The organism is Cupriavidus sp. GW822-FHT03E04 (assembly GCF_058801495.1).
The window spans coordinates 280,548-293,762 of record NZ_JBXANI010000002.1 but is presented as its reverse complement, the minus strand read 5'-3'; the positions used below and the strand labels follow the sequence as shown (position 1 = coordinate 293,762).

Below are 13,215 nucleotides of genomic sequence, written 5' to 3'. Positions count from 1 at the left end.
CTGCCGGATCAGCGTTGTCGCAAATCCAGCGTGAACGGAAACTCGAGGCTGCGCCGGGGCGGTTCCACGCGCATCACGCCCGGCGTGTGGCCAAGCGTGAAGAAGCGTGTCAGGCGCCGGCTCTCAGCCTCGTACGCATTAACCGGGAAGGTCTCATAGCTACGCCCGCCCGGATGCGAAACATGATACTGGCATCCACCGATGCTGCGCCCCATCCATGTGTCGACAACGTCGAAAGTCAGCGGCGCATGCGAGGCAATGGTGGGGTGCAGCGCAGACGGCGGCGCCCAGGCGCGGTAGCGCACCCCGGCCACGAACTCGCCGACGCGCCCGGTGGGCTGCAGCGGTACCGCGCGGCCATTGACGGTGACCACATGGCGGCTGTCGTTCATGCCCAGCACACGCACCTCGATGCGCTCGAGCGACGAATCCACATAGCGCACGGTGCCACCGGCACTGCCCTCCTCGCCCATCACGTGCCAGGGTTCGAGCGCGGTGCGCAACGTCAGCGACAGGCCGCCGGCCGCGAGCTCGCCCACGCGCGGGAAGCGGAACTCGAAGTGCGGCGCGAACCAGGCGTTGTCGAACGCGAAGCCGGCTTCGCGCATCTCGGTGAGCACGTCCTCGAAGTCCATCTGCACGAAGGTGCCGAGCAGGAAACGGTCGTGGAGCTCCGTGCCCCAGCGCGTGAGCCGCCCGCGATAAGGCTCGCGCCAGAAGCGGGCCACCAGCGCGCGCAGCAGCAACTGCTGCACCAGGCTCATGCGCGCATGCGGCGGCATCTCGAACGCGCGCAGCTCCAGCAGGCCGAGCCGGCCGGTGGGGCCGTCGGGCGAATAGAGCTTGTCGATGCAGAACTCGCTGCGGTGGGTGTTGCCGGTGACGTCGATGAGGATATTGCGCAGCGCACGGTCGACCAGCCACGGCGGCATGTGCGCGCCGACCCCACCCTCGGCGCCGCAGAGCCGGTCGAGCTGGTGCTGCAGCTCGGCAAAGGCGATCTCGAGCTCGTAGAGCTGGTCGTTGCGCGCCTCATCCACGCGCGGCGCCTGGCTGGTCGGGCCGATGAACATGCCCGAGAACAGGTAGGACAGCGAGGGATGGTTGTGCCAGTACGCAATCAGGCTGGACAGCACATCGGGGCGCCGCAGGAAGGGGCTGTCGGCCGGCGTGGCGCCGCCCAGCACGAAGTGGTTGCCGCCGCCGGTGCCGGTGTGGCGCCCGTCGAGCATGAACTTCTCGGTGCTGAGGTAGGTCTCGTGGGCGGCCTGGTAGAGGAATTCCGTATGGTCGACCAGTTCGTCCCAGTTGGCGGCCGGATGGATGTTGACCTCGATCACGCCGGGATCGGGCGTGACCTGCAGCAGCTTGAGGCGCACGTCGCGCGGCGGCGGGTAGCCTTCGAGCACGATCTTCACGCCCAGCCCGGCGGCGGTGGCTTCCACCGCCGCCAGCAGCTCCAGGTAGTCCTCCAGCACGGTCAGCGGCGGCATGAAGACGTAGAGCATGCCGCGCTTGTCGCCCGCGGCCGCTCTCTCTGCCTTGGGGCCGGCGGCGCGGCTGGGATGGCGCACTTCCACGCACAGCGCAGTACGCGTGATCCAGCCCGCGGATTCGCCGCGCTCGGGCACGCGCGCCAGGTCCGCGGCCAGGGCAGCGGGCGCGGCCGTGCCACCGATCGTGCCCGCCCCCGGCTTGGCCCCGGCAAGCTTGCCGGCACGCGCGGCCGCGGCCGAGCCGGGCGCGGGATAGGCCGCGGTGCTGGCACGGAACTCCGCCGCCTGGCCGGGCTCGGCGCCTTGGCCGGCAAGCCCGGGCAACTGCGCGCGCAGCTGCGCCCCGGTGGGCAGCGGCGAACGCGCCGCGAACGGGTCCTGGTCGAACTGCCACGGGTAGTCGGCCTCGCTGACCCAGGGCAGGGCATCCAGCGGCAGGCGGTAGCCCATCGGCGAATCGCCGGGCAGCAGGTACATGCGGTCGTCGCGGAAGAACCACGGCCCGCTGATCCAGCGGTGGGCGGCCAGCGCCGGGCCATCTTCCAGGCCGGTGCGGCGCAGCGGCAGCACGTAGCCGGTGGGCCGCGCCAGGCCGCCATCGAACACGCGGCGCAGGCGCATGCGCTCCATCTCATCGTCGAGCCGCGCCTCCAGCGGGTCGACGTTGACCGGCAGGCGGCGCTCGCGCCAGAGGTAGTACCAGGTGTCCTCATAGCCGGGCTGCACAAAGCCGGGGTTGAGCCCGAGGCGGTTGGCCAGGCTATCGAGGAAGCGGTGCGCGTCGGCCTCGGTATAGTCGGCCGGCTCGCGCTCATCGGCGAACAGCGACGGGTCCTGCCAGCAGGGCTGGCCGTCGGCGCGCCAGCAGATCGACAAGGCCCAGCGCGGCAATTGCTCGCCCGGGTACCACTTGCCCTGGCCAAAGTGCAGGAAGCCGCCCTTGCCATAGCGCGCGCGCAGTTTATGCACCAGTTCGGTGGCATAGGCGCGCTTGGTGGTGCCGAGCGCATCGGTGTTCCATTCCGCGCCGTCGCGATCCTTGACAGCGACAAAGGTCGGCTCGCCGCCCATGGTCAGGCGCACATCCTGTGCGTTGAGCTGGATATCGACCTCGGCGCCCACGGCCGCCACCGCCTGCCACTGCGCCTCGGTATAGGGCTTGGTCACGCGCGGCGATTCATAGATGCGGGTGATCGACATCTCGTGGTGGAAGGTCACCTCGCTCTTGTCGACCGCGCCGCTGACCGGCGCCGCGCTGCCCGGCTCGGGCGTGCATGCCACCGGGATATGGCCCTCGCCGGCCAGCAGGCCGGAGGTGGGGTCGAGCCCGATCCAGCCCGCGCCCGGCAGGTAGACCTCGCACCATGCGTGCAGGTCGGTGAAGTCCACGTCGGTGCCGCTGGGGCCGTCGATGGATTTCACGTCAGGCGCCAGTTGCAGCAGGTAGCCGGACACGAAGCGCGCGGCCAGCCCCAGGTGGCGCAGCGTCTGCACCAGCAGCCAGCCGGAATCCCGGCACGAGCCGGCGCCCGTCTCCAGCGTCTGCTCCGGCGTCTGCACGCCAGGTTCCATGCGGATCAGGTAGCGGATGTCCTCTTGCAGGCGCTGGTTCAGGGCCACCAGGAAATCGCTCGTGGTCTGCTTGTTGCGCGGAATGCTCTCCACGAAGGCGGCAAAGCGCGGCGTCAGCTCGCCCTTGACCATATAGGGCGCCAGCTCGTAAGCCAGGCCGGGCTCATAGGTGAAGGGAAAATTCTCCGCGTAGGGCTCGAGGAAAAAGTCGAACGGGTTGTAGACCGCCATCTCGACCACCAGGTCGACGGTGATCTTGAACTCGGTGGTCGGCTCGGGGATCACCAGCCGGGCGAGGTAGTTGGCGAACGGGTCCTGCTGCCAGTTCACGAAATGCTGCTCGGGCTCGATGCGCAGCGAATACGAAAGGATCGGCGTGCGGCAGTGCGGGGCAGGACGGAGCCTGACCACCTGCGGCGAAAGCTTCACGGGCCGGTCGTACCGGTAGTGGGTGACATGGTTCAGTGCGACGTGTGTTGCCACTAGTGCCTCCCATTGGCGCAGGTTTCGTGTGGTTCTCTCAAGCAAGAGTTGTACCGCCCCCGGCGGCGCACCCCAGATAGCGGCCGGCGGCGGCCGCCCTTGCATGGCAACATGCCCAGACTACCGCAGCATTACATGGCGCCAGCCTGTTTTGCCTTCAGTCCCTGCTCGATCAGCGAGCGCAGCTTGGCCAGCGCCCCGGGGTCGCCGTGCGCGGCGGCGCGGGCGTACCAGATCTTGGCCTGCTCGATGTCCTTCTCGACCACGCCGGGCTCGCCACGCTCGTAATAGCTGGCAACGATGTACTGGGCACCGCCGTCGCCCGCCGTGGCGGCGCGCGTGTACCACTCGAAGGCCTTGCCGTAGTCCCGCGCGAGGCCCCGTCCGGTGAAGTAATTGGTCGCCAGTTCCACCTGGGCCTGCACATGGCCGCCTTCGGCCGCGCGGCGGTACCACTGGTTGGCGGACTCCAGCGAGCGCGGCACCAGCTCGCCGTGCTCGTACATCTCGCCAAAGGTGAACTGGGCCTGCGTCATGTCATTCTCGGCCGCGCGGTGCAGCCAGATCAGCGCCTCCTCCTGGCGCACCGGCGTGCCCTCGCCGCGCAGCAGCATCATGGCGTAGTTGTACTGCGCAAGCCGGTTGCCTTGCTGGGCCGCCTTGGCGAAATCCCGCAAGGCCGAATCGAAGGCGCCGGCGTCGTAGGCGGTCACCGCCTGGCGCGTCAGTTCCTGCGCCGGCGCCGGGGGCTGGCGCGCGGCCTGGGCGTGCTGGAAGGCGAACAGGCAGAGGGGAAGCAGCGCGGCAATGGCGGCGGCGCGCAATCGCGAAGGAAAGCGGGCAGGAAGGTAGGCAGGAAAGCGACGGACAAGCGGCATGGCAGGCTCCAGGCAGGGCACGCGCTGACTCCAAGTCTACAAGTGTAGGACTCCGAAGCCGACAGGTGCAGTCGGAAGCGGCCGGCCAAACCTTACGGTTGGCGCCACCAGTTCTGCGCCGGTTCCGCAGGCGCGGGTACGCTGCTAGGCAGCGCTTGCGCCTGCGCCAGCAGGGCCTCGGCCTGCGTGTGCAGCCTGGACAGGCAACGCGCCAGCACCCGCGCCTCCTCCGGATCCAGGCAGGCGGCCAGGCGGGCGTTGAAGGCCTGGGCCTGCGCAAAGGCAAGCTGGTAGACCGCCTCGCCCTGCTCGCTCAGGGCAAACGCCGCCGCCCGCTTGTCCTGCTCGCGCGTGGCGCGCTGCACCAGCCCGCGCGCCATCAGCGCGTGCACGGCGCGGCTTGCCAGCACCTTGTCCAGCCCGGCGCTTTGCGCCAGCTCCGTCAGGCGCGTGCCTGGCTGCTCGCCGAGAAAGGACAGCATGCGCCACTCGCGCCGGCTCACCCCGGCTGCGGCGCGCAGGTGATGCCCGCTGGCTTGCAGGGCAACGCGGGTCAGGTGATAGAGGCGGTAATTGAGGAAGTCCGCCAGACGGGCGGGATGCCGCAGCGTTTCGCCGGCGTCCCGCCCCTGGTCCTCCTGGTCCTCCTGGTCCTCCTGCGCCTGCTCGCCCGCCTGGCTGCCGTTCATGCCGCACCCGCAAATTTAGTTGATTTTGTCAATTATATGGCTGGGTGTTAGCGTCTGTGCCGCTGCCTAAGAACTGGCGGGCGCGTGCCAAGCGCATCCGCCGGGGTACGGCCGGGCAGCCATGCGCCCAGGAACGAAACGCGCACATCGATGCGCGAAATCCTTCTTTGGCGCCCGCGGGCCGTATCGATAAATTGGCCGGCTTCCCGCCGATGCCGAACCAACAGGAGAACCCGTGAAACCCGCCAAACTGCTGCGCGCGCTAGTCCCCACCCTCGCCACCATGACCGCACTGGCCGCCGTGTGCCTGGCCAGTGCGCCGGCCAGCGCCCAGAACGACCGCCCGCTGCGCATCCTGGTGGGCTATCCCGCCGGCGGCACCGCCGACCTGGCCGCCCGCCTCATCGGCGACAAGCTGCGCGAGGAACTCAAGCAAACCGTGGTCATCGAGAACAAGCCCGGCGCTGGCGGCCGCCTGGTCATGGACTATGCGCGCACCCTGCCCGCCGACGGCAACACGCTGGTGGTCGCCAACTCCGCGGTGATGACCATCGCCCCGCTGACCTACCGCAAGCTGAACTACGACATCCAGCGCGATTTCGTGCCGGTGGCACAAACCGCCAACTTCCAGCTGGCCCTGGCCACCGGCCCCGGCACGCCGGCCAAGACGCTGAAGGAGTACATCGAGTGGCTCAAGGCCAGCCCGGCCAAGAACAATTCCTACGCCTCGCCGGCGCTAGGCAGCATTCCTCACTTCTTTGGCTTGCTGATCGGCAAGCAGGTGGGCGTGGAGATGTTGCACGTGCCGTTCAACGGCTCGGCACCGTTGATGAATGCGCTGGTGGGCGGGCAGGTGCCGGCCTCGGTCGATACGCTCGCCGATCTCACCGAGATGCATCGCGCGGGCAAGATCCGCGTCCTGGCGAGCTCGGGGACGCAGCGCTCGGTGGCATTGCCGGATGTGCCCACGTTTACCGAGCTTGGCTACAAGGACATCGAGGGGCTTGGCCGCTACGGGTTCCTGGCGCCGGCCGGCGTGCCGAAGGCAACGATCGACCGGCTGAATGCGGCGATCGTGCATGCGGTGCAGTCGGCGGATCTGAAGGAGCGGTTCCTGAAGCTGGGGCTGGAGCCGCAAACCGGGAGCGCGGAGCAGTTCGGCAAGGTGCTGGCGGCGGATGCCGGACGGTGGGGACCAGTGGTCAAGGCCTCTGGCTATACCGGGGATTAAAAATACCCAGTCGTATTTCATCAAATTTATTCACTCCATGAATGTTATTTTCCACATGGATTGAATAACAAAAAAACTACATCACGTTATTTACCTAATTGATGCCGATCAGGTCAGCGGCCCGACCGGCATCGACAAAGCCATGCCCACCAGAAACACCCTCTTCATCATGTGCGACCAGCTGCGCCAGGATCACCTGGCGTGCTACGGCCACCCCACGCTGCGCACAAAGCACATCGACGCCCTGGCCGCGCGCGGCGTGCGCTTCACCAAGGCGTTCGTCACCTCCGGCGTTTGCGGCCCGAGCCGCATGAGTTTCTACACCGGGCGCTACCCCAGCAGCCACGGCGCCACCTGGAACCGCGTGCCGCTGTCCGTTGGCGAAGTCACGCTGGGCGAATACCTGAAGGACAGCCACCGTGCGCTGGCGCTGGCCGGCAAGACGCACGTGATGCCCGACAACGCCAACATGAAGCGCCTGCATCTCGATGGCGGCAGCGAGCTGGAAACGCTGCTGCGCAGCGGGCACTTTGTCGAAGTCGACCGCCATGACGGCCACCACGCCGAGCCGCACAGCGCTTATGCCGAGTGGCTGCGCAAGCAAGGCTACGACAGCGCCGACCCGTGGACGGACTACGTGATCAGCGCCGAGAATGCGCAGGGCGAGATCGTGTCGGGCTGGCAGATGCGCAATGCCGGCCTGCCGGCACGCGTGGCGCAAGCGCATTCGGAGACGGCTTATACGGTGGGCCAGGCAATGCAGTACATCGCCGCGCGCGGCGACGACCCGTGGGTGTTGCACCTGTCGCTGGTCAAGCCGCACTGGCCCTATATGGCGCCCGCGCCCTACCATGCGGCCTACTCGCTGGACGACTGCCTGCCGCTCAAGCGCCACGAGGCGGAACTGGACAACCCGCATCCAGTGCTCGACGCGTACCGCACGCAGGAAGAATGCGCCAACTTCATGCGCAGCGAAGTCTCGGACACGGTGCGTCCCGCCTATCAAGGCCTGGTGCAGCAGATCGATGATCGCCTGGGCGAATTGTGGGAACAACTGGAGCGCCTGGGCCGCTGGGAAGACACGCTGATCGTGTTCACGGCAGACCACGGCGACTTCCTGGGCGACCACTGGCTCGGCGAGAAGGAGCAGTTCTACGACACCGTGCAGAACATCCCGCTCATTGTCTACGACCCCTCGGCCGAAGCCGACGCCACCCGCGGCAGCGCGGATGCGCGCATGGTCTCGGCCGTGGACGTGGTGCCGACCGTGCTGGACGCGCTGGGCCTGCCGCCGGCCGACCATCGCGTGGAAGGCCGCTCGCTGCTGGACCTCACGCGCGAGCGCGGCAATGGCCAGTGGCGGGATTTCGTGGTGTCGGAGCTGGACTACGCGTATCGCGGCGCGCGGATCGCGCTGGGCCGGCAGCCAGGCGAGTGCCGGGCGTGGATGGTGCGCAATGCGCGCTGGAAGTATGTGCACTGGCAGGGTTTCCGCCCGCAGCTGTTCGACCTGGAACGCGACCCGGACGAGTTCTTCGACCTGGGCGAGGATGCCGGCCACGAAGCCATCCGCTCGACGATGCGGCTGCACCTGCTGGAATGGTTCTGCACCCTCAAGCCGCGCACTACGGTGAGCAACGACGAGGTGGCGGCCAAGACCAATGTCTACAAGCAGGCGGGCGTGTTTTTTGGCGTTTGGTGAGGTGGCTTGAATCGTGGCATGCCGCGCCGGGATAGCGCCCGGGATAGCGCCCGGGGTTAAAGATTCCTGCCGGTCTGGCCGTAATACCGGTTAAGCCACCCTGGGCGCTAGTGCCAGGGCAACGGCCAGTAGGGGGGAGCCCGGGCTGACGCCGTAGAATCTTGTCAGGCAAGCAGGGAGATTCCTCGCCACGATCATCGAACGCAACCGCTGCAAGGTTTTGAAATGGGCAATGTAGTCCTGCTCGAGGATGAGGTCGAGCTGCGCGAGGAAATAGCGGCTTTCCTGCAAAAGCGAGGCTGGAAGGTCAGCCAGGCCGGCAGCCTGGCGCAATTCCTGCCGCTGGCCGCGCAGGCCGACATCGCCGTCATCGACGTCATGCTCCCCGACGGCACCGGTTTCGATGCGGCCAGCCGCCTGCGCCGCGAGCGCCCCGGCTGCGGCATCGTCATGCTTACGGCCCGCGGCGAAACGCAGGACAAGCTGCACGGCCTGAACGGCGGGGCGGACCATTATCTGGTCAAGCCGATCAAGCTGCTCGAATTCGACGCCATCCTGCGCGCCTTGAGCCGCCGCGTCGTCTCCAACTGGTGGCTCGACCGGCAGGCCAGCACGCTGGTGGCGCCGGCGGGAGCCCGCCTGGCCGTGTCGTCCAACGAGAGCAAGCTGCTCGAAATGCTGGCGCTCCATCCCACCCAGCCCGTCGATCGCCGCCAGATCGCCGAAGGCTTCGGCTTTGACTGGCTGAGCTACGACGAGCGCCGGCTGGAGACCATGGTCAGCCGCCTGCGGCAACGCTGGCGCAGCGAATCGGGCAGCGAATTGCCGCTCAAGACCGCCCACCGCAAGGGCTATACGTTCGCCGCGCCCATCGCGCTAGCCTGAGCCTGCACGCCCGGCGGCGCCGACGGCAGAAAAATCGTGGCGCGGCAGCCCTGCCCGGGCGCACTGTCCAAGGTCAAGGTGCCACCCTGCATTTCCACCATGCGCCGGGCCAGCGACAAGCCAAGCCCGGTCCCCGGTTTCTGGCCGGCATTCTGGCCGCGATAAAAGCGCTCGAATACGCGCGGCAGGTCCGCCGCCTCGATGCCGGGACCGTTGTCCTGCACTTCCAGCACCACGCCTTCGGCCACCTCCCGGCCCCGCAAGACCACCCGGCAGCCCGCGGGCGTGTACTTCACCGCGTTGTCGGCCAGCGTGCGCAATGCCAGCCGCAGCAGGCTGGCGTCGCACAGGAAGGCTTCTGGCAAGCGCTCCCCATCCACCTCCAGCCGGTGCCCCTCTGACAGCAGTTGCGCTGCTGCCGCGGCGTCCTCCAGCAAGTCCGCCAGGCCGGTGGGTGACGGCCGGGAGCCGTGCCGCAGCAATTCGAAGCCATCCTCATGCAGGGAGTCATTGAGCAGCATGGTCAGGCGTTGCGTGGCGCGCAGGATCTTCTGGTACCGGGCCGAGGTCTGCGGGTCATCATGGGCATCGTCCAGGTCCAGATTCTGGGCGGTGGCATCGATCACCGCCAGCGGCGTGCGCAGTTCATGCGAGACCGTGGACAGGAACTGCCGCTGCTCCTCCTGCGCGCGCCGCTCCAGCGACAGCGACGCTTCCACCTGCGCCATGGCGCTCCTGAGCGCCTGGGTGCGCAAGGCAACCTTGACCTCCAGGTCGCGCTCGGCCTGACGGGCCACGCGCAAGGCTTCGGCCTGGGCGGCCTCCTTTTCGGCGCGCATGTCGGTGTAGCGCCAGCTGATGGCCGAATTCATGATGAGCAGGAACGCCATCATGCCCAGGTAGTTGGCGTTGTCGACGAACGCGCCGGGATCGATCGCGCCGACGTTGCGCGCCAGGCGCAGCACGGTGCCGCCAAAGAGCAGGACCAGGACGAACAAAAGCACACGCGCGGCCTTTTGGCCGCGCCAGGTCATCGCCGCGGAAGCGATCAGCAGTATGCCCATGGTGAGCAGGCCCCAGAGCAGCGCCAGTGGGCGTATCCACCAGACGTTGCCCAGCAGCAAGCAGGGGGTCATGACCAGCGCCACCCCCCAGGCCAGCAGCGAAAAACCGATCGCCCAACGCCGCCACGGCGACTCGTACAGGCCCAGGTAGTGCGCCGTGAACAAGGTGCCAAGCGGCGTCGCAAAAAACCAGCTCACCACGTAGACGGCATCGCTCGTCAGCGGCCATCCAGGCAGGAGGTACTGATACGTGAAGCCCTCGGCGGACAGCGAGGTGAACAGATTGGCCAGTACCGTCAGGCTGAACAGGCCAAAGGAAAGATTACGCGTGACCCAATAAAACCAGACGCTGGTAATCAGCAAGACCAGGTGCGCTGCGTAGAACAAGCCAAACAGAAGCAGCTCGGTGCCGATAAAGGAAATGAACGCTTCCGGCGACCACGCCACCAGGGGAAAGCTCATCGTGCTGGTACTGCGCACGCGCAAATACAGCGTGACCGGCTTGTCCACCGGCAAGTCGAGCTGAAACACCGGATTGCGGTAATCCACGTCGCGCCCCGCCACCGGCCGCCTGTCGCCGGACACCCGCTGCGCGTATCCGCCCGCCGCTAGCGGCTCGAACAGCGTGACGTCGTCCAGCAACGCCGAGCGCAGCTCCAGCAACCATACCGGCGCGGCTTGCTCCGGGCGCGTCAGGGTGATGCGCAGCCAGACGGCCCCCTTCACGTAGCCAAGGGCGGGAGGGGAGTACTGGGGCTGGAAAGCCGCCGCGAACTCGGGCCGCGATAACTGCTCGATGGTCAGCGCATCCTGCGGATCGCGCAGCAGCTCCCAATGCTCGCCCAGAGAGACCTCTCCCGCCGGCGGCAGACGCATTTCCGCCCATGCGGCGGAGTGGCCGAGCCAGCACAAGAGAACGATCCAGAATAGCCGAAGCATTGTCCCTTCCAGTCGTGTTTCGCGACAAAAGGCCACGACTATAGCCCAGCAAGGATCGGGCTTTTTCACTTTGCCTGGCAATGTCAGGATTTGTCAGTTTTGCGGTGATTCCATTGGATAGGATCGGCGCTGATAAAAGCACTCGACTCCTATTCGCCATGCGTAATCCAGCCCTTCGCGCCCACTGCGATATCCATCATGGCGTCACCGAGGGGAACCAGTCAGCGACGACACCGCAAGACAAAGCGCCGCGGCCCCGCTCAGCCACCCACGGCGCCGTCGCCGTCGTGGGCCTGGCCGCGTTCCTGCTGGCCGTTACCATCGTGCGGACCGACCGGCCCTTCGGCGACAACATGGTCCACTCGGCCCTGTTCATCGTCGGGGTGACGGCGGCGACCATCTTCTTGCTCGACCTGATCTGGCAGAAGGTGCACTTGCGCGCCGCCACCGGCCTGGATTTTTCCCGGGACAATCCGTCGTGGCACCGCAGCCTGACCAAATTTGCGGGCCTGCTTGGCAGCATGGGCTTTGTCGGCCTGCTGTACTGGCTGTTCCCCGAATACCATGCGGCCTTCTACGCGCGCTATTTCTCCATGCTGGCGATCGTGCTGCCGGCCTGGGTCGCGCTGGCGCTGCCCTATTTCTTCTTCGTCGACCGCAAGATGAACCGGCCCCTGGACGGCTACTGGCACATGGGCAAGCTGGTCACGTTGCAGTGGGACAAGATGGATGGCAAGGTGGTGGGGCAGCATCTGCTCGCCTGGTTGATCAAGGGCTTCTTCCTGCCCCTGATGTTCACCTATATGTGCAATGACCTGGCACGCTTCATCGCCGCCGACTTTGCGCTGCTGACGAGCTTCAAGGCCTGGTTCGACCTGCTCTACGGCTTGCTGTACTTCATCGATGTCGGCCTGGTGGTGATGGGGTACCTGATGGCGCTGCGCATCACCGACACGCACGTGCGCTCGGCCGAGCCGTCCATGCTGGGCTGGGCGGTGGCGCTGATATGCTACGAGCCGTTCTGGTCGCTGATCGGGCGGCAGTACCTGCATTACGAGACCGGCCTGCAGTGGGGCGCGTGGCTTTGGAACACACCGCTGCTCTATGGCATCTGGGGCGGTGCGATCCTGGTGCTGACGGCGATCTACGTCTGGGCGACGGTGATCTTCGGCGCGCGGTTCTCGAACCTGACCCACCGGGGCATCATCACCAACGGGCCTTACCGGTGGACCAAGCATCCCGCCTATGTGGCCAAGAACCTGTCCTGGTGGATGATCTCCATCCCCTTCATGGCCCAGGGCTCAGCGGATGAAACACTGCGCCACTGCCTGCTGCTGCTGGTCCTGAACGGGATCTATGCGTTGCGGGCCATGACGGAAGAGCGGCATTTGTCCCGGGATCCGGACTATGTGGCTTACGCCAGGTGGATCGACCACAATGGCATGTTCCGCTTCCTGCGGCATCTGCCGGTGCTGGGGAATCTGCGCTACAGGCCACCGGTGCCGCTTGAGCCGACCGCCTGACTACCTGACTACCTGACTATACCCATCGGCCGGCACCCTGTTGCCGGCCGATGGCATCACCCCACAAACCGATATCCCACCCCCACCTCCGTCATCAGGTGCGAGGGTTGCGCGGGATCGGTTTCGAGCTTGTGCCGCAGGTGCCCCATGTACACCCGCAGGTAATGGCTGCTCTCCGAGTGCGCCGGCCCCCAGACTTCGCGCAGCAGTTCGCGATGCGTCATGACCTTGCCGCGATGCGCGATCAGCACGGCGAGCAGGCGATACTCGATCGGCGTCAGGTGCACATCCTGCCCGGCGCGGGTGACCACGCGGTTGGCCAGGTCGATCTGCACCTCGCCAAAGCCGATCTGCGGCGTGCCTTGCGGATTGGTCTTGGCGTGGCGGCGCAGCAGCACGCGCACACGCGCGATCAGCTCGCCCACGCCGAAGGGCTTGGTCAGGTAGTCGTCCGCGCCGGCGTCCAGCGCGGCGATCTTGTCGTCCTCGCCGGAGCGCGCCGATAGCACCAGCACCGGCACTTCGGTCCAGGTACGCATCTCGCGGATCAGCGTCATGCCGTCGCCATCGGGCAGGCCCAGGTCGAGGATCACCACGTCGGGCTGGCGCGTGCCGGCATCGATCAGGCCGCGCTTGAGCGTCTCGGCCTCATGCACGGCGCAGCCTTCTGCCTGCAGCGCCTCGCGCACGAAGCGCCGGATATGCGGCTCGTCTTCGACCAGCAAGACAGTCGGCGAAAATTCAAATGCCATT

At 66.8% G+C, this 13,215-nt stretch carries 9 protein-coding genes; 4 read left to right on the top strand and 5 right to left on the bottom strand.

The annotated features are described in order from the left end of the window. Positions 1-8: 8 nt before the first annotated feature. From AC1RQC_RS03370 to AC1RQC_RS03360, 3 genes are all read right to left on the bottom strand, one after another. Positions 9-3,551, bottom strand: a complete 3,543-nt coding sequence (locus AC1RQC_RS03370; RefSeq protein ID WP_416050160.1) for a transglutaminase family protein — start codon at positions 3,549-3,551, stop codon at positions 9-11. A 131-nt stretch (positions 3,552-3,682) separates the two neighbouring features. After that, a complete protein-coding gene (locus AC1RQC_RS03365) occupies positions 3,683-4,429 on the bottom strand; it encodes a tetratricopeptide repeat protein (protein WP_492809319.1) in 747 nt (248 codons plus the stop codon). A 92-nt stretch (positions 4,430-4,521) separates the two neighbouring features. After that, entirely contained in the window at positions 4,522-5,118 is a 597-nt protein-coding gene (locus AC1RQC_RS03360; protein ID WP_492882456.1) for a MarR family winged helix-turn-helix transcriptional regulator, read from the bottom strand. Between the two features lie 283 nt (positions 5,119-5,401). Here AC1RQC_RS03360 and AC1RQC_RS03355 point away from each other — a divergent pair, with 283 nt between their 5' ends. From AC1RQC_RS03355 to AC1RQC_RS03345, 3 genes are all read left to right on the top strand, one after another. Continuing rightward, a complete protein-coding gene (locus tag AC1RQC_RS03355; RefSeq protein ID WP_492376278.1) occupies positions 5,402-6,349 on the top strand; it encodes a Bug family tripartite tricarboxylate transporter substrate binding protein in 948 nt (315 codons plus the stop codon). A 142-nt stretch (positions 6,350-6,491) separates the two neighbouring features. Continuing rightward, positions 6,492-8,051 carry a sulfatase-like hydrolase/transferase gene (locus AC1RQC_RS03350; protein WP_492376272.1) on the top strand — a complete coding sequence of 520 codons (1,560 nt, stop codon included), beginning with the start codon at positions 6,492-6,494 and terminating at the stop codon, positions 8,049-8,051. Between the two features lie 225 nt (positions 8,052-8,276). Then, positions 8,277-8,936, top strand: a complete 660-nt coding sequence (locus AC1RQC_RS03345) for a response regulator transcription factor (RefSeq protein ID WP_492376271.1) — start codon at positions 8,277-8,279, stop codon at positions 8,934-8,936. On the opposite strand, the gene AC1RQC_RS03340 is transcribed toward AC1RQC_RS03345, so the two are convergent. Continuing rightward, positions 8,903-10,939 (bottom strand): sensor histidine kinase, encoded by a 2,037-nt coding sequence (locus tag AC1RQC_RS03340; protein WP_492882455.1) that lies wholly within the window; start codon positions 10,937-10,939, stop codon positions 8,903-8,905. The genes AC1RQC_RS03345 and AC1RQC_RS03340 overlap by 34 nt on opposite strands. A gap of 158 nt (positions 10,940-11,097) precedes the next feature. Here AC1RQC_RS03340 and AC1RQC_RS03335 point away from each other — a divergent pair, with 158 nt between their 5' ends. Then, positions 11,098-12,462, top strand: a complete 1,365-nt coding sequence (locus AC1RQC_RS03335; protein ID WP_492882454.1) for an isoprenylcysteine carboxylmethyltransferase family protein — start codon at positions 11,098-11,100, stop codon at positions 12,460-12,462. Positions 12,463-12,518: 56 nt separating this feature from the next. Here AC1RQC_RS03335 and kdpE read toward each other — a convergent pair whose 3' ends face one another. Then, on the bottom strand, positions 12,519-13,214 hold the full coding sequence (kdpE, locus tag AC1RQC_RS03330) for a two-component system response regulator KdpE (RefSeq protein ID WP_492376268.1): 696 nt from the start codon (positions 13,212-13,214) through the stop codon (positions 12,519-12,521). Position 13,215: the final 1 nt, after the last annotated feature.

Bases quoted from the DNA above. Each gene is read 5' to 3' on its own strand.
- AC1RQC_RS03365 (WP_492809319.1), bottom strand. From the start codon at position 4,429: ATGCCGCTTGTCCGTCGCTTTCCTGCCTACCTTCCTGCCCGCTTTCCT.
- AC1RQC_RS03345 (WP_492376271.1), top strand. From the start codon at position 8,277: ATGGGCAATGTAGTCCTGCTCGAGGATGAGGTCGAGCTGCGCGAGGAA.
- AC1RQC_RS03355 (WP_492376278.1), top strand. From the start codon at position 5,402: ATGACCGCACTGGCCGCCGTGTGCCTGGCCAGTGCGCCGGCCAGCGCC.
- AC1RQC_RS03350 (WP_492376272.1), top strand. From the start codon at position 6,492: ATGCCCACCAGAAACACCCTCTTCATCATGTGCGACCAGCTGCGCCAG.
- AC1RQC_RS03335 (WP_492882454.1), top strand. From the start codon at position 11,098: ATGCGTAATCCAGCCCTTCGCGCCCACTGCGATATCCATCATGGCGTC.
- AC1RQC_RS03360 (WP_492882456.1), bottom strand. From the start codon at position 5,118: ATGAACGGCAGCCAGGCGGGCGAGCAGGCGCAGGAGGACCAGGAGGAC.
- kdpE (WP_492376268.1), bottom strand. From the start codon at position 13,214: ATGGCATTTGAATTTTCGCCGACTGTCTTGCTGGTCGAAGACGAGCCG.
- AC1RQC_RS03340 (WP_492882455.1), bottom strand. From the start codon at position 10,939: ATGCTTCGGCTATTCTGGATCGTTCTCTTGTGCTGGCTCGGCCACTCC.